Origin of the sequence: Flavobacterium sp. CG_9.1 (assembly GCF_015751645.1) — a bacterium.
Taxonomy (GTDB): Bacteria; Bacteroidota; Bacteroidia; order Flavobacteriales; family Flavobacteriaceae; genus Flavobacterium; species Flavobacterium xanthum.
On the sequence record NZ_JADOVC010000010.1, the window covers coordinates 24,347 to 46,805 of the forward strand.

The window sequence follows — 22,459 nt, forward strand, 5'->3', positions numbered from 1 at the left end:
TTTACAAATAGGTTATAACATAATTCGCAATCAAGAATAACTCCTTAAATTCGCACAAATAACCAAAGGAAGACCCGCTTTGATATAAAATTAGTCAGATAAACGGTTGGTCTTTACTGCCTTTTTTTATAAGGCAACTAATGTATCAGTCATTTCAATTTAGTGAACACAATTACTTGCTTTTTGCAATATAGTCTTGGGTTCAATACTTGAAGCTGTTTTTTACTGGCGTTAAAATTAGTTCGACTTTAGCTACTGATTTAATTCTTAAGGACATCGTTTTGTTATTACTTGATTTAGAGGTGTTTTATTTAATTTCTAAATTTAGAGTCTCAAAATTTATTTTTGTTATATAATTATATAAAATACTTGTTAAATTATCACTTTGTTTTTGTGAGGCCAATTGTATTCTAAAAATGAGAATCACTATTTAACCTTTAATTAAATTTATTTTTAGTAGACAGTTTTTGACCATTACAATTAGATGCGAATATTGACTAATTTTCCAAAGGCATAATCCAAAGAAACGGCAAGTATTAAATTAGCATTGCACTTCTTTGGATTGAAAGTTTAAAAAATTTGGTGATGGATTAAAATGAATTAATCGAAGGTCAGAAAATAAATAAATTATGCTGCAGATTATAGACTGTAGCTATACAGACAATCAAAATCCGAGGTAAATAGCCACAGTTTTCCAAACAATAGCATTTACAAATACCTACTTTTAAACGGTAAAATTGGATACAAAAGAGAAAATTGCTTTTCCTATTAATTCATAGGAAACGCATTTACCCAATCCAGCGACTTTATGGAGGATACTTTATTTTCTGCGTCCATGGTAACCCGAAGCTCCTTGTTAGCAACTTTTTTTGAATACGACGCTTTATAGCGAAAAACGACAGATTGATCAAAGTTATTTTTAAAAGCTTCAATTAATTCGAGATCAATAAAAGTACCGTAATATTGACGAAAGCGAGTACATGTTTTTGTTAATCTTGCCTCGGTCGTGTTTTTAATGACCGATGGAGTAGCTTCACTAAGTGTAAATGGTTTGAATTTAGATGTATTGCAAGTCATCAATACTCTTTTTCCCAATTCATAAGCTTTACTTTTTTGGCTTCCACTAACTTCTGACAAACTCAACTTTACGGTTTTTACTACTTCAGGCTCAGGTATGGCAACCACTTTTTTTGATTTACATCCAATGAGTAAAAGGATACTTAAGACTAGAATTAATTTTTTCATGATTTATTTAATTTTTAATAAGATATTGGGATCGGGACAGTTTTCTAAATAGTGAGTCAGATTCTTTTTACTGCAAACACCAGGATAATCTCCAAAACTACTTGTGATTTCTTTTATAATTTGAAAATGCAAATGTGGAGCATAATCACCATTCACGGAAGCATCGCCCAAAGTGGCTAATTGTTGTCCTTTTTCATAAAAATCTCCAATTGTAATGTCACTGATACTTTCTAAAGATAAATGACCATACAAAGTATAAAATTTTTGTTCTTCTATTTTATGTTCTAAAATTATGGTTGGACCATAATCACCTACGCCCGTATTATAATTAAAGCTATGAACAAAACCATTAACGGCTGCCAAAACGGGAGTTCCTGCTTTAATCCATAAATCTAAACCAATATGGATGTTGCGCTCTTCCGTGTTTGTATCATTAAAAATTTCACTTCTTTTATACAGGCTTCTAATTTCATTGTACCCTCCATAAGCTACTTTTGCATTATTTTCAGCTAAGTAATTTTCGATATAATCTTCAAAATCTAGTGCATTATCAATGTTAAGTGATTTAAAAGCTTCATTTGCAATTGATAAATCCAAGGGAATATACTGTTTATAGTCAATTTTTGCATCTATTACTTTAACGTTTTCAATGGCTTGTAAGAGGGTTTCTAATTGTTTCATCTAGTGTAAATTTTATAAAACACTAAATTTAATTAAAAAATGCCAACTTAAAAATTTTACGCTGGCATTATAACTTTTAATTTACATTAACACATTTACATTTTCCCAAAAAAAAGCGAGGTTGAGCAAAGTATATTCATTCTTTGTATTGCAGTTTGACCTTAGAGCACTTTTATTTTACTGCTAATAATTCAACAAATTCAATAACAGGATCTTTAGACAGTAAAGCTCCGGCATTTGCCATCAGAGCTGCTGCAATTCTTCCGGCAAGATGCGCTTTTCGACCTTCCTCAGTTTCAAAAGTATCAAAAATTCCAAACGTGGAGGCGCCTATTTGCCATCCATACCAGTTTACGGTATCTGGTTCATCTAATGCCAACGGTAATGCGCTTTTTAAAAATGCGGCAACTTCTTCTTCTTTTCCAAGCTTAGCTTCTAATCGTGCTAATAAAGCATATTTTTCCATAATCGTAATTTTTAGAAATTAAAAGTAGTGATTTTAGTTTTTAGATTTATATAGTTTAACTTTTGTTCACCGCCGTAATGTAGTAGAACGTTGTTTTTAAATTATATTGAAAAAAAAATCCTAACCGTTACCGATTAGGATTAGTATAGATAATACTTAAGTTTTAATACAAACTTGGATATTTAGAAGGATTCACTTCATTCATCATATGATACACTTTTTCAAAAATATCTTCTGAAGAGGGTTTAGAGAAATAATCTCCATCTGTGCCATAAGCTGGGCGGTGTGCTTTAGCTGTGAGCGTTTGAGGTTTACTGTCTAAATAGTTGTACCCATCTTGATGTTCAATAATTTGTTGCAAAATGTAAGCTGATGCTCCACCAGGAACATCTTCGTCGATTACCAGCAAGCGATTTGTTTTGGCAATACTTTTTACTACGTCTTGCTTTGTATCAAAAGGAAGTAAAGACTGTAAATCAATAATTTCGCAATCAATACCTACCTCAAGCAATTCTTTTGCCGCTTGTTGCACTAATCGTAGGGTAGAGCCATAAGAAACCAGTGTGATATCTGAACCTTCTTTTAAAGTTTCCACCACACCAATGGGAGTTTTGAATTCGCCATAATTTAACGGCATTTTTTCTTTCAATCGATAGCCATTCAAACATTCAATAACCAGAGCAGGTTCGTCGCATTCTAGCAAACTGTTATAAAAACCAGCTGCTTGTGTCATGTTTCTAGGAACCAAAACATGGATTCCTCTGATGGCGTTGATAATCATACCCATAGGAGAGCCTGAGTGCCAAATACCTTCTAAACGATGACCGCGAGTACGTATAATTAAGGGTGCTTTTTGTTTCCCAACCGTTCTGTATCGTAAGGTTGCCAAATCATCACTCATGATTTGGATTGCATATAATAAATAATCTAAATATTGAATTTCGGCTATAGGACGTAAGCCCCTAAGTGCCATTCCTATTCCTTGACCCAAGATGGTAGCTTCTCGAATTCCAACATCAGCAACACGCAATTCACCATATTTTTCCTGCATTCCTTCCAGCCCTTGATTTACATCACCAATAGTTCCTGCATCTTCCCCAAAGATTAAAGCCTCTGGATATTTGGTAAATATAGCGTCAAAATTATCGCGTAAAATCATGCGTCCATCGGTATCTTCCTTAGCATCTTCAGCGTAAACTGGCAGGACTTTGTCGACAGAAAATACATTTAAATCTGTTTCTGAGAATAAGTTACTGCTAAAATTCTTTTGTGTTTTTGCGGTATAGGCTATAATCCATTCTGAAAGTACTTCTTTGCCATTTTCATTAAGTACTAAACGCAATACTTTACGTGCGGTTACTAGAATTTCCTTTTTTATAGGAGATTTAATGCTACTTAGATCAGAAGAGAATTTCAAGATGGCATCTTTGTTTTTGCTGGTTTCCGCTATTGTCTGTAATAATGAAACCAACTCTTTTTGCTCTTCAGCAATAGGTTCTATAAATGCATTCCAAGCGGCTTTTTTACCTTCTAAAACCTCTTTTTTTGCTTGTGCATCAATTGCTTCAATTTCTTCTGGAGAAGCTATATTTATAGCAATCATCCATAATTTCATTTGACGAACACAATCAAAGTCTCTTTCCCAAGCCAAGCGATCAGCATCTTTGTAACGTTCATGAGAACCAGAACTAGAATGTCCCTGTGGTTGCGTCAATTCATTAACATGGATCAAAACAGGAACGTGATTTTTTCGAGCTATATCGGCAGCTTTCTCATACGTGGCAATTAAGTCAGCATAATCCCAACCTTTGACTCTCAGGATTTCATATCCATTAGTGTCGTGTTCCTTTTGGTATCCTTTTAAAATTTCGGATATGTTTTCTTTTGTCGTTTGGTGTTTTGCATGTACAGAAATTCCGTATTCATCATCCCAAACACTCATAACCATAGGAACTTGTAAAACCCCTGCGGCATTAATAGTTTCAAAGAACAACCCTTCGGACGTACTTGCATTTCCAATGGTTCCCCACGCTATCTCATTTCCTTCGTTAGAAAAATTAGCAGCATTTGGAATTCCAGCTACCTGTCTGTATATTTTTGATGCTTGAGCCAGTCCTAATAACCTGGGCATTTGCCCAGCTGTAGGAGAAATATCAGCACTTGAATTTTTTTGTTTTGTTAAGTCTTTCCAAGAACCATCTTCATTTAAACTATGGGTAGCAAAGTGGCCTCCCATTTGTCTTCCTGCTGACATAGGCTCTTGTTCAATATCAGTATGTCCATACAAACCTGCAAAAAATTGTTGTATTGTTAATTCGTCAATCGCCATCATAAAAGTTTGATCGCGATAGTAGCCAGAGCGGAAATCTCCATTTTGAAATGCTTTAGCCATGGCTAATTGTGGCACTTCTTTTCCATCTCCAAAGATACCAAACTTAGCTTTTCCAGTCAATACTTCCTTGCGTCCTAAAAGGCTGCATTCTCTGCTTATTATGGCTGTGGTGTAGTCCTTTAAAACTTCGATTTTGAAATCTTCAAATGTCAATGCAGTATTGGTTTTTTCTTTTATCATAATTGAAAAGTATAACTTTATGAAGCAAATTTACTTAAAAACAACCTATTTTCATAGCACATTGAAAAAAATAGAATTTAATTATTGCAATTTATTCTAGTAAAAAGAACTTTATTTTTTTATTATGTGTAATTTAAATAGCCTTTTATTACTAATAGTTTAATTAATAATGATAATTATATTCGATTAGAACCATTTTCGATTAAAAAGATTGATTAATGTTTTAGGAGAAAATGTAACAATAAAACGTATTTTTTCGTTGTAATTATCTTGTGCTAATTCCCATCCATTATTAGAATAGATTGGAAAATACAATTCAAAGTAGTCTGTAACTAAATTGAGACGGATGCCGCTATCGTAAACAAACCTTCCTTTTGTGTCTGCATTTTTGATTAAACCAATGTCGCCATAGGCTTCTATCCAATTCCAAATACTGTAACTTGCATTTAAGCTCGTAATCCAGCGATTGGCAAAAGGGGTGGCAATTTTAGATTTAAATCCGCCTTCTGCTACTATATATTGTTGACTAAAAAGGCCTGTGCTTTCGGATCTTCCAAAATAGTTGTAATCAAAAAGATAATCTGTTGGTCTATCCAATGCGAAGCTAAAGAAATCCGATTGGGTTTTGTTGTACAAAAAGGTTCCTGCATAAAAACGCAAATTAATTTGACGGTTGTTCTCAAATAGTTTTCGATATTCTATTTCACCGGTTATTTTTCCGAATTTTCCCGAAATTTGTAAATCCGTCATAATATTGAAATGATTCGTAGCTTCTGTTTTTGTATTGATATACCTTGCATCAAAAACGGAATAATTTTCAGGAGAATTATCAATCACTAAAGCACTTTTTTCCTTGTTTACAATTACTTGTCGGAAAGAAAATAATTGTTTTCTATTGTCTCTAAAATTGGGTTCTCGAATGCGCAATTGCAACGACGGATTCAATCTTAAATAGGCAGCATCTTCTGCATAATGAAAATAGGAACCACTTATAGAATACCTGGCATTATAAAGAGTACTGTTCCTGAAATTTTGATTGACTACAAATACGGCTGAACCTGATAAATTTTTAGATTTTGTTGAGTAGGAAGGATTTACATCAAAGATAAATGGTTTTTCCAAGATAGTCTTGTTGTGCAACCTAATTCCAGGAGTTACTCCATCATACAGATTATAATAAATCGAAGGAACATAGAGGACTTGATTGTAATAAGGATCCTCTAAATCTTTCATAAAAACAAATTTTAAAGGCCGATTATTAGGAAAAAAACCTTCAATTTTTTTCCAATTGTTTCTTAAATTATATTCGGGAACTTCATTTTTTAAATTTAAAATAATTTTATCAATGCTGTTTCGGGCAATAGTGAAGGTGCTATCACATTCTTCAATATCCAGCCATTGCTTGAACACGATTTCTCCTTTTTTTGTTCCATAAATAGGAATTGGGATTGGTGCTCCTGTTCGATTTTTAACTGAAAATGTAATGCTGTCTTTTGTTTTTACAACGGTTGAGAATTTAAAATCGATAATGTCTCTTGAATCAATGATGGTATTAAAAAACCAACTAATATCTTTAGTAGTATTTGATTTTAATACATGTTCAAAATCACATCGCGCTACTTGTTGGGCCTTATTTAAAACGTAAAATTGTTTAATGCTATTGGGTACAGTGTTATTTTGAAGATAATCATCCAAAAATCGAATACTTAATCCAGCGCGGTATTTACTTGCAATTTGCTCGTTAAACTTAATTAAAGTGTTTTTTGGTGAGCTTACAGGTTGGTCTAAATTTTTACGTGCCATTAACATGTAGAAATAGCTGTATTGTCCGTTGAAATCTATATTAGTGAGATTAAAACTTTTTAATAATCGAATGTTGGATGCACTTCCCATCATTTTTGTATTGGGATGATGTTCATCCATGTATTTCATCATGGTATAAACTTGAATTCCGTCATAAATCCAATTGTCTTTTCTAGGATCTAAATGCAAACTAGTTTTTAAATATTCATTTAGATAAGTTTTCAAAAATTTGATTTCGAAAATAAATTCATCTGGAAACGGACTTAAAAACGAGGGTAATTGATTTAGTCCGTAAAATGGATTTCTATCATAATTTGTCTGGGTCACCAGAATTTTATCATTAGGGTATTTCCCTATCAAATTATTTACATAAGTAACGATTCGGTCAATTACAATTGCTTTTTGAATGCCATCTAATTTATTATTTATTAAATCAGTAAGAACCTCAACGGAAGCGTTTTTATAACTCTCAAAACTAGATTTAGGCTCTAAAATCATACTAAAATCCGTTCTGTTTCGTCCTGAAAATGTGTAGTTTTTAAGATCTTTATCGACAATAGCCTTTGAAACGTTTAAATCCGATGTTACTTCTAAAGCTGCAGGCGTTGTTAGCTCGATTTCAAAGTCAGAAATGGCATTGGCAATATCATCTAAATTGTTGTTACTGTTGGTTACAAAAGCATTATTTTCATAACGTGCAGGAGTTAAGTACCAGTTTTTCAGGTGTAAAATTCCATTATTATTGTAGCCATATTTTGTAAATTTATCACTAGGAATTTTAGAGAGATAGGAGAGATGAAACGTGATTTTTTGATGGGGAAGTAATGGCTCTTGTAATTGTAGAACTACATAATCAGGGTTTTCCTCTGTTCTATTCCAAGATAAAAATTGTTGATTGGTAGCAGTAAAAATAAGATTGCTGGTGCTACCTCGTTCTTCCTCTTTTGCTAAGTGAAAACCTCTATAAAATTCATCTGAAAATCGCTTGGCTAATGGTGTATTTTTATTAGAATAGGCGTTATTCCAATCATTTAAAACAATTGATTTCAAAGTATCGTTTGACTCATTGAAGAAGGTGATTTCTTGCTTGATGAGCAAGGTTTTATTTTCCGTATTGAGATCAACAGTCATCTTAGAATGGTGTTGTGCTTGCTGTTTTATGGAAGTCAATAAAACAAGAATAAAAAGGAAAATTTTATAAATTGATTTCAAGTATCTGTTTTAAAATGTAAAGAAATGAAAGTAGTTGTCTGTTTATCCAACGATTTATTTACCGCAAATTAGCAAATTTTTCAATATAAATTTCAAACAATTATAATGATAATTGGCTAATTTGGGGTAAATTTTTTCTAAATCCTACAATTTAAAGTCATGTCTAATAAATTTCTGTTTTTCTAGTCCAAAAATAGTAGATATTACATCAGAATAATAACAAATTAGCACATAAAATCAACCTTTTACGTAGGGAATTATATGTAGTAAAATCGCATAAAAAAGCCTTTGAAAATTGGATTAAACTGCTTGTCTTTAAAAATTTGGAGACAAATCGTATTTTTTATAGAATTTGTTCAGCACATCAACCACTTCATCCTCGGTATCAACAATTTTAAAAAGTTCCAAATCTTCAATATGAACGGTTTTTTCTTTCTCAACTAAGACTGTTTTTATCCAATCAATCAATCCTGACCAAAAACTGCTACCTACTAATATTATGGGGAATTTTGCTATTTTTTTTGTTTGAATTAAAGTCATTGCTTCAAACAATTCGTCCATAGTACCAAAACCTCCTGGCATTACGACAAAACCTTGAGAATATTTGACAAACATCACCTTTCTAACAAAGAAATAATCAAAGTTTAAGTTTTTGTCATTGTCAATGTAGGGGTTAAAATGTTGTTCAAACGGGAGTTCAATATTAAGTCCCACTGATGTTCCACCACCAAGATGTGCGCCTTTATTACCTGCTTCCATGATGCCTGGTCCACCGCCAGTAATTACACCGTAACCTGCTTTGCTTATTTTATAGGCAATTTTCTCTGCCAGTAAATAATATGAATCCTCCGGTTTTGTTCTAGCCGATCCAAAAATGCTCACACATGGGCCTATTCGCCCCATACTTTCATAACCGTTCACGAACTCGGCCATGATTTTAAAAATGGCCCAACTATCATTGGTTCTAATCTCATTCCAAGTCTTTTTTTTCAATCGGTCTTGGATTACTTTATCCTCGTCATTATCAAAATCTTCTAATCTCATCTTCTAAAATATAATTTAATATCTAATTTTTTTTGAGCCATCCTGCCTTTTACCAAATACACCGATTTCTTTTCACTCTTTTTGTTTTACTGCCTCTGCAAGCGTATAAGGAATAATAAAAAGGAATTCCACTTCTATTTTGTAGAGCACTCCAATCGACTAAAGTAATTCTTTTTTCAAGAATGGCACAGTATCGCTTTTTTTATTTTTTATATTTTTTTGCGGATTTCTTGTTTTCAATACAAGAGCGTCTTCCTATATTTTTTTTATAAATAGATAGAATCAGAGAATATTTTGTTTTTTTCAACATAAGAACTATCAATTTTTTATTTAACTATAGGCAGTGGTTTAGAAGTTATTGCTTATATGTTGCTAGCGCTTGTTTATTTATGAACTTAATCTATAACTAGTTTAGTAAAGAAAAGATTGTCTCATACAAATCTACTTGTTTGTAATTCTATTCAATTTTGACACGATTGCAGTTCTGAGATAAAATTTTAGATTTTATTTAATCTAAAGTAAATTTGGAACATCAAGGCTATAAACGACAAAACCACTGCCGGTACAAAAAGCAGTGGTTTTGAAACAAACAGGAATCAATAATAATTAGTCAAGCAATCTCATTACTGCCAGCCACCACCAAGGGCTCTGTACAATTGAATTATCGCTTTATATTGTTGGAATTTATTGTCTATTAAACTTAGTTCGGCATTCAAGGCATTGTCTTTTACGGTCAAAACTTCTAAATAATTGGCTAAACCGTACGTCAATAATTCATCTGAATAATCGGTGGCTTTATTTAACGCGTCCACTTGCTTTTCTCTTACGGTAAGTTTATAGGTCTCATTATTGTATTGAGCCAAAGCATCTGAAACTTCTTTTCCAGCGGTTAAAAGTGACTGCTCAAACTGTAGATAAGCTTTTTCTTGATTGGCTTTTGCAATTTCGAATCTCGTTTTAATTTGGCGCTGATTGAAAATAGGCTGTGTTAAACCAGTAATTATGTTGGCAAAGATGGAATTAGCACTAAACCATTCTTTCAGATCAATACTTTGAAGTCCCCCTGATGCTGTAAGTTTTAATGTTGGATAAAAATTACTTTTGGCTACATTAGTTTGTTCAAAATTAGAAATTAAGTTGTATTCTGCTGCAATCACATCTGGCCTGTTTCTAAGTAAAGTTGCAGGTACACCAAGCGTAATATTGGGTTGCATCAATTGATTTTCAAAAGTGCTTCTTTCAATTTTTGCAGAACCTTCGCCCATAAGAATACTTAAGGTATTTTCAAGAATGATAATGCTGTTCTTTAAATCGGCAATGATAATTTCAGTGGCATATTTCTGAGCTTCGGTTTGCTTAACGCCAACTTCGGTTACATTTCCCGCTTTTTTTAATGCAATAATAGTTTCGACACTTTGGTTTCTGTTTACCAAGGTTTTCTCTGCTAATTTTATCTGTGCATCAACCGAAAGCAATTGATAATAGGTCGCAGCAATAGTAGCTATCAATTGGGTTTTTACTGCTTGGTTTGCAGCTGTAGTTTGAAGGTAAGCAGCATTAGCGGCTCGCTTGTTGCTTCTTATTTTCCCCCAAATATCAGCTTCCCAAGATAGGCTTCCAGTCAATTGATATTGATTGGTACTTCTGTCTTGTAATAAGGCGCCAAACTGACTATTCCTAGAAAGTTCCTGATGCGTCCAATCGGCACCGGCAGAAAGAGTAGGGAAGTACCCCGCTTTTCCTTGTTTCATGGTCGCCTCTGCCGCCACAATATTTTGCATTGCAATTTTAATATCCAAATTATTTTCTAAGCCTTTCTTGATATATCCCTGTAAAAGCGGATCCGTAAAAACGTTTTTCCAAGCAACATTGGCAAGTGAAACAGTATCGGTTGAAACGATTTCGTTTCGGTATAAATTTTCCGTTTTTAATTCCGGTCTTTTGTATTCTTTGGCCACAAAGCACGATTGCATTACCGTTGCGCTTACAACAAGTACAGCTATTTTGGTTAACTTATTTTTCATTTTCTTTGTTTAAAAGTGTGACATTTGAATCCTGATTTTCTACAGGAAGAGGTTTTGTAGAAATTTTTTCCTGTAAGGTTTGGAAAACAATAAATAATATAGGTATCACAAAAATTCCAAAAATAGTTCCTATTAACATTCCCCCAATTGCTCCAGTTCCAATAGCGTTGTTCCCAACAGCTCCAGCTCCTTTAGCTAACATTAAAGGCAATAATCCAAAAATAAATGCAAATGATGTCATCAAAATAGGACGCAAACGCGCAACTGCGCCGTTAATAGCAGCTTGTGTAATACTCATTCCTTTTTTTCTAGAATCTACAGAAAACTCGATGATCAAAATGGCGTTCTTAGCCAGCAATCCAATAAGCATAATTAGTGTTATTTGTAAGTAAATATTATCACTTACATCAAATAAATAAGCAAATAAGTACGCTCCCGCTAAACCAATTGGTAATGAAATTAATACGGCAAAAGGCAACATATAACTCTCGTATTGAGCAGCTAACAAGAAATAGACAAATACCAAACACAAAAGGAAAATATACAATGTTTGACCACCGGCACTAATTTCCTCACGAGTCATTCCTGAAAACTCATAGCCATAACCAACAGGTAAACTTTGACTTGCCACTTCTTCAACTGCTTTAATAGCATCGCCAGAACTGAAACCTTCGTTAGGAGCACCAGTAATTTTTACAGAAGTAAACAAATTGAATCGCTCTATTGCTTGAGGACCAAATACTTTTACCAATGTCACAAATTGTGAAATAGGAGCCATTTGACCGTTATTATTTCTGACCAGCACTTTATTTAATGATTCGGGATTACTTCTAAATTCTGGTTCAGACTGGTAAACCACACGAAACTGTTTACCAAATTTGTTGAAATTAGAAGCATAAACACCACCGTAATATCCTTGCATCGTTCCTAAAACATCAGTAACTGTTAAACCTGATTTTTTTATGGAAGCCACATTCAAATCAATTCGGTATTGCGGATAATTTGGAGAAAAAGAAGTAGTCGCATATTTGATTTCAGGACGGCTGTTTAAAGCTGCCAAAAATTTATTGTTTACTTCACTTAGTTCCGAAATTGTTCCTCCTTTTTGGTCTTGTAATTGAAATTCAAAGCCATTGGTAAAACCAAAACCAACAAGTGTAGGACGAGCAAAATAAAGTACTTTTGCATCTTTTACTGAAGCAGTTCGTTTAAATAATTCCTGTACAACTGCATTTATTTCTTGATTCGTTTCTTTACGTTCCGCCCAAGTTTTCAATTTTACGATTACCATTCCGTAGTTACTTCCGGTACCACTTAGTAAACTTCGACCTGATATACGAAGCACTTCTTTTATTTCAGGAATGTCTTTTACCTTATTTTCGATTTGTAATAAAACCTCTTCCGTTCTTTCCAATGAAGTACCTGGAGGAAGAGAAACATCGGACAGTATCGCTCCCGTATCTTCACCTGGTACAAAAGCTTTTGGAGTAATATTTAATAACAAGATAAATATCCCTGCAAAGACTGCAATTCCTAGAAAGGCCAACCATTTTCGTTTTATAAAAAACTCAACAGATCTTTTATATTTAGCAGTTGTGGTTTCAAATCCAACATTAAATGCAGTAAAAAAGCGCGCTGCAAAACCTTTTTTCTTAGCACTTTTATCGTGTTCTTTTAAGAAAATGGCACATAAAGCCGGGGAAAGTGTCAAGGCATTAATAGCTGATAATACTATCGCAACAGCTAAAGTTATTCCAAACTGCTTGTAAAAAACGCCCGCTGATCCACTGATAAATGAAACTGGAATAAATACCGCTGACATAACAAGCGTAATGGAAACAATCGCACTACTGATATCTTGCATGGCACTGTGAGCCGCTTTTTTGGGATCATGTTCTCCAGCTTCCATTTTGGCATGGACGGCCTCAACGACGACAATGGCATCATCGACCACAATTCCCACTGCGAGGACTAAAGCAAAAAGCGTTAGTAAATTTATGGTAAAGCCAAATAAACTTAGGAAAAAGAACGTTCCCACAATTGCAACAGGAACTGAAATAGCCGGAATCAAAGTTGATCTCCAGTCTTGTAAGAAGATGAAAACTACAATAAATACTAATATGAAGGCTTCTATTAAGGTATGAATCACTTTTGTAATAGATTCATCTAGGAAGTCGTTTGCATTAATTAATGTGGCATATTTTACCCCTTTTGGGAAATTTACTTCCGCATCATCTAGTACTTTTAACGAACCCTCAATTACTTCTTGTGCATTAGATCCTGCTGTTTGAGCAATTGCAATGGCAATAGATTTGTTTCCATTGGTGTAGGCATTACTAACATAATTGACAGCTCCCAACTCAATTTTGGCAACATCGCCTAACTTAAGGATTTCTCCGTTTTCGGTTGAACGAATAATAATTTCTTCGAACTCTTTTACATTTTGTAAACGCCCTTTGTATTTTAAAGCATATTGAAAAGATTGGTCCCCACTTTCACCTAACTGACCAGGAGCAGCTTCAATATTTTGCTCCGCCAATAAAGCGGTAATGTCTGAAGGTACAAGTCCATAAGCTCCCATCACATCTGGCTTAAGCCAAATACGCATGGAGTAGTCTTTTTGTCCAAAAATCATTGCTTCACCAACTCCGGCTACACGTTTTATTTTTGGTAAAATATTGATGTTAGCATAATTCTGAAGAAAAGTATCATCGTAATCGGGATTGTCACTGTACAATGATAAAATCAAAATATTATCACTTTGTCTCTTTGAAGTCGTGACACCGGCTCTTGTAACTTCTTGCGGTAACAAAGGTGTAGCGCGAGAAACCCGATTTTGCACATTTACTGCTGCCAAATCTGGATTTGTACCTAATTTAAAGTAAATATTTATGGCTGCCGAACCATCATTATTTGATGTAGAAGTCATATAAGTCATGTCTTCAACACCGTTTATTTGTTCTTCTAATGGAATTACCACCGAGCTCATTACCACTTCGGCACTGGCACCTTGATAATTTGCTGATACAGTTACCGTAGGCGGTGCTATTTCTGGATATTGTGAAACTGGAAGTGAGATTAACCCTAAAACTCCCAAAATTACGATGATAATAGAAATCACCGTTGACAATACCGGTCTGTCAATGAATTTTGAAAACATATTTTATTATTTATTCAATAGTTAGTGTGTGAATTATTTTGTTGTAGGGTTGATTATAGTTTTAAAATCAACAACTTCAGGGGTAATGAGGGTTCCTTCAGTTACAATCCCAACTCCTTCAACAAGTATTTTATCGTTTATATTTAATCCGCTATCCACTACAAAAAATTTGCCTCCAGGAACTGGTCGAACTACAATTGGAACTGCTTGCACTTTGTTATTTTTATCCACAACAAGTGCAATTCGCTTGTCTTGTAATTCTAATGTGGCGTTTTGAGGGATAATAATAACATCTTCTAAATCAGTAGGAATCTGTATTGTTCCACTTTCTCCTGAACGCAACAATTTGTTCCCGTTTGCAAAACGTGCTCTTACATTAAATGATCCTGTTTGTACATTGGCTTGACCGCTAAAAGTTTCAATTTTACCCTTTTGTTCGTAAGGCATACCATTGCTCAAAACTAAATTCACCGCCTCCATTTTGTTTATTTTTTCTTGAAATGACTTTCCTTCCGCATTCATCATGATATCCAATTGTTCTTTTTCATTTACTGAAAAATAAGCATAGATGGTACTCACATCAGAAACTCGCGTTAAGGGTTCAACAGTCTGGCTGCTTACATAACTTCCAAGGCGTAATGGCAATGTCCCTACAATTCCGTTAACAGGACTTTTTATAGTAGCATAATTAATTCTGGCAATGATACTTTGAAAAGTACTTTTGGCGCTAGCTAAGTTTGCTTTTGCAGTTTCTAATTGCACATCACTAATAATGTTGCGCTCTACCAAAGGGATTAGACGATTTACCTCCACTTGAGCCGCAGCAACTTTTGCTTTTGCCGCAGCAGCCTCTTGGGTTGCTGTTTGTGTCTCTAATTTAAAAAGTAATTGCCCTTTTTTTACTTCTTGGCCTTCTTTTACATATATTTTTTCAATATATCCATCTACTTTTGCACGAATATCGATGTCTGTAACTCCTTCTAAACTGGCAGGATATTCCGCTAATAAAGTAGTATTTGAAGTTCCTATTTCGACTACTTTGTAGGACATAACTGGAGGAGCCGTTGGAGCGGTTTCTTTTTTGCAGGAGAGCAAACTTATTGATAACACGATTGCACTTATAAAATATTTCTTTTTCATTCGGACTATTTACTAAAATTGATTAATTATTTTTGCTATTATTGATTTCTATTTCTTTGAATTTATCTATCGTTTTGATCAAAAGCTCCTCTACTTCGCAAACATGGGCTTTGTAGGCTTTTACATTTTCCATATTGCATTGTTCTTCTTTACAAGAAATAGTTTGCTCACGGTACGTGATTAATTTGTCTATTATTTTTTTTTCAAAATCAAGGATTTTGATATAATTAGAAAGTCTTTCACTGAATGGAGACGGTTTAAAATATTTTTTACGATCACCACATACAGTGTAGTAATTTATTTTATCCATCTTTAGAAGTAGATTCAAGTTCGTAGAAATTGAGCTTTTACTGGCACCCATTTTTTCGACTACCTCTTCAAATGTTAATCCGGTCTTACAACCATCTACTATTAATAAACCAAGAATTCTGGAACCTAATGGCGGTAAATTGTATAATAACTCAAAATGAATTCCGAACATTTCGATGAGTTCTTCTCTTTCTTTTTGGATTGTTGCCATGATTTTTTTTGCAAAAGTAAAGTTAGTTCGTAATTTACCGAACTAAACGAACTTAAAATTATGTTAATTTTTAAGAAAACGATTTCTATAGCATTTATTTTCTTTCGAATAAAAATCTAAAGTTTAACCCTCAATTAGTTATATTTAATTTAAAAAGTAGTTCGTGAAAAAAAATTGCTTAATATTGAAAAGAGAACAATTGCCAAATATATATACTTTATTAAACCAAATGAATTTAACTATGAAATCTAAAACCTTTAAGAACTCTTTGCTACTGATTGCGTTATTTTCTGCAACGGCCGCTATGGCACAACATAAATATGTGAACACCCCTCCGGAGGTTTCGCCAATGCAAATGAAACCCGAAATGACTGAAATTTGGGAACCAGAAGTAAAAGTGATTACTCCAGGTAAAATGCTTGGAAATGCACCTTCGGATGCAATTATTTTATTTGACGGTAAAAACCTGGATCAATGGGCAAGTCAAAAAGATGCCAGTAAACCTGCACCGTGGAAAATTGTTGACAAAGATTATATGGAGGTTGTTCCGGGTTCAGGAGCTATTCAAACTAAAATGGCTTTTGGTGATTGCCAGTTGCACCTGGAATGGAGCGCACCGGATGTAGTTTTAGATGGCGGACAGGCAAGAGGAAACAGTGGTGTGTTTTTCCAAAACAGATATGAATTACAAATATTGGATTCCTACAATAATAGAACCTACAGCAACGGACAAGCGGGAAGTATTTATAAAGATCATCCACCATTAGTAAATGCCGTAAAAACACCATTAGAATGGAATGCTTATGATGTAATTTATACAGCCCCGCGATTCAAAGCGGATGGAAAAATTGATTCTCCAGCTAGAATCACCGTATTTTTAAATGGTGTTTTAGTACAAAACAACACGACCATAAACGGTTTGACACTATACATCGGTTTACACAATTATCCGTCGTCTCATGGCGACGATGTTATCTCACTTCAAGATCATGATTCTAAAAATCAATTCAGAAATATTTGGATTAGAAAACTTTAAAAAGTAAACCAACGGAGCGCTACAAACGCTCCGTTTTTTTTGCTGTAAATCAAGAACAAGGAACATTTCTGTTTTGAAATCTAAATTACTTATATTTGTTGACCTTAAAATAAAGTTATAGTGAGTCAAATCAATAAGCTGAAAATATTCAATGATCCTATTTATGGGTTTATTACCATTCCAAATGCCTTAATCTACGATTTAGTTCAGCATCCCTATTTTCAACGTTTGCGTCGAATTTCCCAAATGGGATTATCGTATTTAGTATATCCTGGTGCCAATCATACCCGTTTTCATCATGCTTTAGGTTGTATGCATTTGATGCAAAAAGCAGTCGATGTATTGCGTTTCAAAGGAGTTGCAATTTCTCCCGAAGAAGAAAATGCATTGTACATTGCGATTTTATTGCACGATATAGGGCATGGCCCTTTTTCGCACGCGATGGAAAAAAGCATTGTTGAAGATGTACATCATGAAGAAATATCACTATTATTCATGAACCAATTGAATGTGGAATTCAATGGTCAATTAAGTCTAGCTATTCAGGTTTTTAAAGGCGAATACAACAGAAAATTCATGTTGCAGTTGATTTCGAGTCAGTTGGATATGGATCGCATGGATTATTTGAAACGCGACAGTTTCTATTCAGGAGTGGCAGAAGGAAATGTCAACTCAGAGCGATTGATCCAAATGATGAATGTTGTGGACGATTATTTGGTGATTGAAGAAAAAGGAATTTATTCTGTTGAGAAATTCTTAATGTCCAGAAGATTAATGTATTGGCAAGCGTATTTACACAAAACGAGTTTAGTAGCAGAGTTAATTTTGATGAAAATCTTAAAACGTGCCAAAGAATTAACGTTAAAAGGAGTGCAATTACCTTGCAGTGAACCGCTGCTCTTTTTTATGCAAAATAAAGTCACTATTGAAAATTTTGATGCTGAAACTTTAGATTTATTTGCTCAATTAGATGATTTTGATATCATTGGAGCATTAAAATCTTGGCAAAAGCACGATGATTTTATATTGTCCTCTTTGAGTAAAATGATAGTAAACCGAGATTTATTAAAAATAAAGCTAACTAGTGAAAAAGTAGCGATTGAAGAATTACACCCATTGAAAGAACGTTTTTCAGTGGAAAATAATATTTCATTATTGGAAACCAATTATTTTATTTTTAAAGGCAAAATAAAAAACCAAGCCTATAGCAAAGAAGCGGAACCAATACGAATTTTGAAAAAAGATAGCACAATTGAGGACGTAATTGAATCATCTGATCAGCTGAATTTAAAATCATTATCTAAATTAGTGACCAAGTATTATATCTGTTTCCCAAAACAACTGTTATAAAAACGCCATTTAAAATCTATTTTTTTATATTTTTGTCGCAATGAAACGAGCTAACACATTTTTTTTTAATACCATCAGGACATTACATAGTGAGATCCATCTTATTCCTATAAGAAATACAATCAGATAAGATGAAATTTACAGCAGAACAAATAGCAGGGATTTTAGAAGGAGAAGTTGTTGGTAATCCGATGGTGGAAGTTTTTAGATTGTCAAAAATTGAGGAGGGTGTTGAAGGTTCGTTGACTTTTTTGTCAAACCCTAAATACCTCAATTATATATATTCCACAAAAGCATCAGTAACCATCGTGAATGATTCTTTTGTGCCAGAGTCGCCTGTAACCACTACATTGATAAAAGTGGCAGATGCATACGGAGCGTTTTCTAAACTGTTGGAATTTTACAATCAAGTTAAGCTTAATAAAAGTGGAATTGAGCAACCTTCCTTTCTTTCGCAAAGTGCAAAATATGGCGATAATCTATATTTAGGCAGTTTTAGTTATGTAGGACAAAATGTTGTTTTAGGTGAAAATGTAAAAATTTATCCGAATTGTTTTCTGGGAGACAATGTTATAGTTGGTAATAATGTAGTTTTATTCGCTGGTGCAAAAATATATTCGGAAACTGTAATTGGTAACAATTGCACGATTCATTCAGGAGCTATCATTGGTTCGGACGGTTTTGGCTTTGCGCCTAATCCAGACGGAACTTATACAAAGATTCCTCAAATTGGTAATGTAATCATTGAAGATAACGTTGATATAGGCTCTTGTACTACTATTGATAGAGCCACGATGGGTTCTACTATTATTAGAAATGGAGTAAAACTTGATAATCAAATTCAGATAGCCCATAATGTTGAAATAGGGGAGAATACAGTGATTGCTGCTCAAACAGGCGTTGCAGGTTCTACTAAAATTGGAAAAAATGGATTAATCGGTGGTCAAGTAGGAATTTCAGGTCATCTGACCATTGGGAATAATGTCCGAATTCAGGCGCAAGCTGGCGTCGGAAGAAATATAAAAGACAACGAAATTTTGCAAGGAAGTCCGGCATTTGGATACAACGATTTTAGCAAATCGTATGTTCATTTTAAGAATTTACCTAAAATTGTTGCCGAAATAAAAGAATTAAAGAAACAAATATTAAACCAAAAAAATGGAAACAATGGTTAAACAGAAGACCATCACGACAGAGATCTCGCTAACTGGAGTTGGACTACATACCGGTAAAGAAGTTAAAATGACTTTTAAACCTGCTCCGGTGAATAATGGTTTTACTTTTGTTCGAGTAGATCTGGAAGGACATCCTATTATCGAAGCAGATGCAAATTATGTAGTAAACACCCAAAGAGGGACTAATTTAGAAAAACTGGGTGTTAAAATTCAAACTCCAGAACATGTTTTAGCAGCACTGATTGGTTGTGATTTAGACAACATAATTATCGAATTGAACGCTTCGGAACTGCCTATAATGGATGGTTCTTCTAAATATTTTGTTGAAGCACTTGAAAAAGCAGGATTTGAAGAACAAAATGCCAAAAGAAAAGTTTACGTAGTGAAAGAGGTTATTTCATTCACTGACGAAGCTTCAGGAAGTGAAATTTTAGTGATGCCAAGTGATCATTATTGTGTAACTGCCATGGTTGATTTTGGAACTAAAATTTTAGGTACCCAAAATGCAAACATGAAAAGTATTGCTGATTTCAAAACTGAAATAGCAGAATCCAGAACTTTTAGTTTTTTGCATGAATTAGAATCCCTTTTAGAAAACGGATTGATAAAAGGAGGCGATTTGAACAATGCAATAGTCTATGTTGATAAAGAAATTTCGGAGGCAACAATGGAAAACTTGAAAGTTGCGTTTGGAAAAGAAACTATTAACGTAAAACCTAATGGAATTTTAGACAATCTTACTTTGCATTATCCAAATGAAGCAGCAAGACACAAACTGCTTGATGTAGTGGGTGATTTAGCTTTAATAGGTACTAAAATACAAGGAAAAGTTATTGCTAATAAACCAGGACATTTTGTAAATACACAATTTGCCAAAAAAATGGCAAAAATTATAAAAATAGAACAGAGAAATTATGTTCCCGTTTATGACTTGAATCTAGAGCCATTAATGGATATTCATAAAATTATGGCGGTATTGCCTCACAGACCACCCTTTTTATTGATTGATAGAATCATTGAAATGTCTGAGAGCCATGTTGTAGGGATGAAAAATGTTACCATGAATGAAAATTTCTTTGTAGGTCATTTTCCAGAAGCACCAGTTATGCCAGGCGTTTTAATAGTAGAGGCCATGGCACAAACAGGAGGAATTTTAGTTTTAAGCACAGTTCCGGATCCTGAAAATTATTTGACTTATTTTATGAAAATTGACAATGTCAAATTCAAACATAAAGTATTACCCGGTGACACCTTAATTTTTAAATGTGATTTGATAACGCCTATCAGAAGAGGGATTTGTCACATGCAAGCAAATGCTTATGCAAACGGAAAACTAGTTGCTGAAGCGGAATTAATGGCTCAGATTGCTAAAAAACAATAATTTTTGTTGATTTGATTATCGATTATTCGATCAATCGCTTAAACAGTTAAACGGTTAAACAAAATAAAATGAATCAACCCTTAGCCTATGTTCATCCCGGTGCTAAAATCGCCAAAAATGTCGTAATAGAACCCTTTACAACTATTCATAACAACGTTGTCATTGGAGACGGTACTTGGATAGGATCCAATGTTACGATTATGGAAGGTGCAAGAATTGGAAAAAATTGTAATATATTCCCAGGAGCAGTTATCTCCGCTGTTCCGCAAGATTTAAAGTTTGGAGGAGAAGATTCGCTTGTGATTATTGGGGACAATTGTACAATCAGAGAGTGCGTTACTATCAATAGAGGGACAATTGCATCAGGACAAACTGTAATTGGCGACAACTGTTTAATTATGGCTACAGCGCACATTGCTCATGATTGTCACGTAGGAAATAATGCTATTATTGTTAATGGGGTTCTTCTAGGAGGACACGTAACTATTGGTAATTATGCTATTGTTGGAGGTTTATCAGCAGTTCATCAATTTATCAGTGTGGGAGACCATGCGATGATTTCAGGAGGGTCTTTGCTAAGAAAAGATGTTCCACCGTACACAAAAGCAGCAAAAGAACCATTGTCCTATGTTGGAATTAATTCGGTTGGATTGAGAAGGAGAGGCTTTACATCTGAAAAAATCAGAGAAATTCAAGATATTTACAGAATTTTATATCAAAAAAATTACAACGTTACGCAAGCTTTGGGGATTATTGAAGCTGAAATGGAAGCAACACCTGAACGAGATGAAATTATTGATTTTATCAGAAATTCATCAAGAGGAGTAATGAAAGGATATTCTGGAAATTATTAATCCCCTCCCCAGCTCTCCCCGAAGGAAAGAGAGTCGAAATGGAATTATTTTGATAAAAAAAATGATAGTACAAAATTAAATAGCAGAAAATAAATAATTAACAAATTTCTAGTCTTAGCTCCCTCCCCCTCGGGGAGGGTATGGATGGGAAAAATAAATCATAAATAACAATGGCATCTACATCAGATATTAAAAACGGATTGTGTATCAAATACAACAATGACATTTACAAAATTATTGAATTTCTTCATGTTAAACCTGGAAAAGGACCCGCTTTCGTTAGAACCAAACTGAGAAGTTTAACTAATGGGAAAGTATTAGACAATACCTTTTCTGCTGGACATAAAATAGAAGAAGTTAGAGTAGAAAATCACAAATTTCAATTTTTGTATCCAGAAGGGGATGATTTTCATTTTATGAACACAGAGACTTTCGAACAAATTACATTGAACAAAAATATTTTAGACTCACCAGATTTGCTAAAAGAAGGAGAAAACGTAATGGTAAGTATCAATACAGAGACTGACTTACCACTTTCTGTGGATATGCCTGCATCTGTTATTCTTGAAGTGACTTATGCTGAACCAGGAATTAAAGGAAATACAGCTACAAATGCAACTAAATCAGCGACTGTTGAAACGGGTGCAACTGTAAATGTTCCTTTGTTTATCAATGAAGGAGATAAAATTAAAATTGATACTGCATCCGGTTCTTACATGGAACGAGTAAAAGAATAGTTTGCAGTGGTCAGTGTTCAGTAATCACATATACTGGACACTGATTACTGAACACTGAA

Annotated in this window: 16 protein-coding genes; 6 read left to right on the forward strand and 10 right to left on the reverse strand. The window is 34.0% G+C overall.

What is annotated here, in order from left to right; all coding sequences use genetic code 11:
* Positions 1-768 precede the first annotated feature (768 nt).
* The 10 genes from IWX83_RS07135 to IWX83_RS07180 form a co-directional block, all read right to left on the reverse strand.
* Complete coding sequence (locus IWX83_RS07135; protein ID WP_066077449.1) at positions 769-1,245, reverse strand: hypothetical protein; 477 nt, start codon at positions 1,243-1,245, stop codon at positions 769-771.
* Positions 1,246-1,248: 3 nt separating this feature from the next.
* Positions 1,249-1,926 carry a peptidoglycan DD-metalloendopeptidase family protein gene (locus tag IWX83_RS07140; protein ID WP_196828659.1) on the reverse strand — a complete coding sequence of 226 codons (678 nt, stop codon included), beginning with the start codon at positions 1,924-1,926 and terminating at the stop codon, positions 1,249-1,251.
* Positions 1,927-2,098: 172 nt separating this feature from the next.
* Positions 2,099-2,392 (reverse strand): putative quinol monooxygenase, encoded by a 294-nt coding sequence (locus IWX83_RS07145; protein ID WP_196828661.1) that lies wholly within the window; start codon positions 2,390-2,392, stop codon positions 2,099-2,101.
* A gap of 163 nt (positions 2,393-2,555) precedes the next feature.
* Positions 2,556-4,964, reverse strand: a complete 2,409-nt coding sequence (locus IWX83_RS07150) for a thiamine pyrophosphate-dependent enzyme (RefSeq protein WP_196828663.1) — start codon at positions 4,962-4,964, stop codon at positions 2,556-2,558.
* 186 nt (positions 4,965-5,150) lie between these two features.
* Positions 5,151-7,898: an aminopeptidase gene (locus IWX83_RS07155; protein WP_196828799.1), complete on the reverse strand. Its 2,748-nt coding sequence runs from the start codon at positions 7,896-7,898 to the stop codon at positions 5,151-5,153.
* A gap of 396 nt (positions 7,899-8,294) precedes the next feature.
* Positions 8,295-9,023, reverse strand: a complete 729-nt coding sequence (locus IWX83_RS07160) for a TIGR00730 family Rossman fold protein (RefSeq protein ID WP_196828665.1) — start codon at positions 9,021-9,023, stop codon at positions 8,295-8,297.
* A gap of 623 nt (positions 9,024-9,646) precedes the next feature.
* Positions 9,647-11,047 carry an efflux transporter outer membrane subunit gene (locus tag IWX83_RS07165; RefSeq protein ID WP_196828667.1) on the reverse strand — a complete coding sequence of 467 codons (1,401 nt, stop codon included), beginning with the start codon at positions 11,045-11,047 and terminating at the stop codon, positions 9,647-9,649.
* Complete coding sequence (locus IWX83_RS07170) at positions 11,037-14,207, reverse strand: efflux RND transporter permease subunit (RefSeq protein WP_196828669.1); 3,171 nt, start codon at positions 14,205-14,207, stop codon at positions 11,037-11,039. The genes IWX83_RS07165 and IWX83_RS07170 overlap by 11 nt, the downstream gene beginning before the upstream one ends.
* Positions 14,208-14,240: 33 nt before the next feature.
* Positions 14,241-15,347, reverse strand: a complete 1,107-nt coding sequence (locus IWX83_RS07175) for an efflux RND transporter periplasmic adaptor subunit (protein ID WP_196828671.1) — start codon at positions 15,345-15,347, stop codon at positions 14,241-14,243.
* 22 nt (positions 15,348-15,369) lie between these two features.
* Positions 15,370-15,867 carry a GbsR/MarR family transcriptional regulator gene (locus IWX83_RS07180; RefSeq protein WP_196828673.1) on the reverse strand — a complete coding sequence of 166 codons (498 nt, stop codon included), beginning with the start codon at positions 15,865-15,867 and terminating at the stop codon, positions 15,370-15,372.
* 241 nt (positions 15,868-16,108) lie between these two features.
* On the opposite strand from IWX83_RS07180, the gene IWX83_RS07185 reads away from it, so the two are divergent.
* The 6 genes from IWX83_RS07185 (at position 16,109) to efp (ending at position 22,400) form a co-directional block, all read left to right on the forward strand.
* Positions 16,109-16,903 (forward strand): DUF1080 domain-containing protein, encoded by a 795-nt coding sequence (locus IWX83_RS07185; protein WP_196828675.1) that lies wholly within the window; start codon positions 16,109-16,111, stop codon positions 16,901-16,903.
* 120 nt (positions 16,904-17,023) lie between these two features.
* A complete protein-coding gene (locus IWX83_RS07190) occupies positions 17,024-18,253 on the forward strand; it encodes an HD domain-containing protein (protein ID WP_196828677.1) in 1,230 nt (409 codons plus the stop codon).
* A gap of 131 nt (positions 18,254-18,384) precedes the next feature.
* Positions 18,385-19,428: a UDP-3-O-(3-hydroxymyristoyl)glucosamine N-acyltransferase gene (gene lpxD, locus IWX83_RS07195; RefSeq protein ID WP_196828679.1), complete on the forward strand. Its 1,044-nt coding sequence runs from the start codon at positions 18,385-18,387 to the stop codon at positions 19,426-19,428.
* Positions 19,421-20,809: a bifunctional UDP-3-O-[3-hydroxymyristoyl] N-acetylglucosamine deacetylase/3-hydroxyacyl-ACP dehydratase gene (locus IWX83_RS07200; protein WP_073351340.1), complete on the forward strand. Its 1,389-nt coding sequence runs from the start codon at positions 19,421-19,423 to the stop codon at positions 20,807-20,809. The genes lpxD and IWX83_RS07200 overlap by 8 nt, the downstream gene beginning before the upstream one ends.
* A 68-nt stretch (positions 20,810-20,877) precedes the next feature.
* Complete coding sequence (lpxA, locus tag IWX83_RS07205) at positions 20,878-21,663, forward strand: acyl-ACP--UDP-N-acetylglucosamine O-acyltransferase (RefSeq protein ID WP_073351284.1); 786 nt, start codon at positions 20,878-20,880, stop codon at positions 21,661-21,663.
* Positions 21,664-21,833: 170 nt separating this feature from the next.
* Positions 21,834-22,400, forward strand: coding sequence for an elongation factor P (gene efp, locus IWX83_RS07210; protein WP_113665730.1), 567 nt, complete (start codon positions 21,834-21,836; stop codon positions 22,398-22,400).
* The last annotated feature ends 59 nt before the right edge of the window (positions 22,401-22,459 follow it).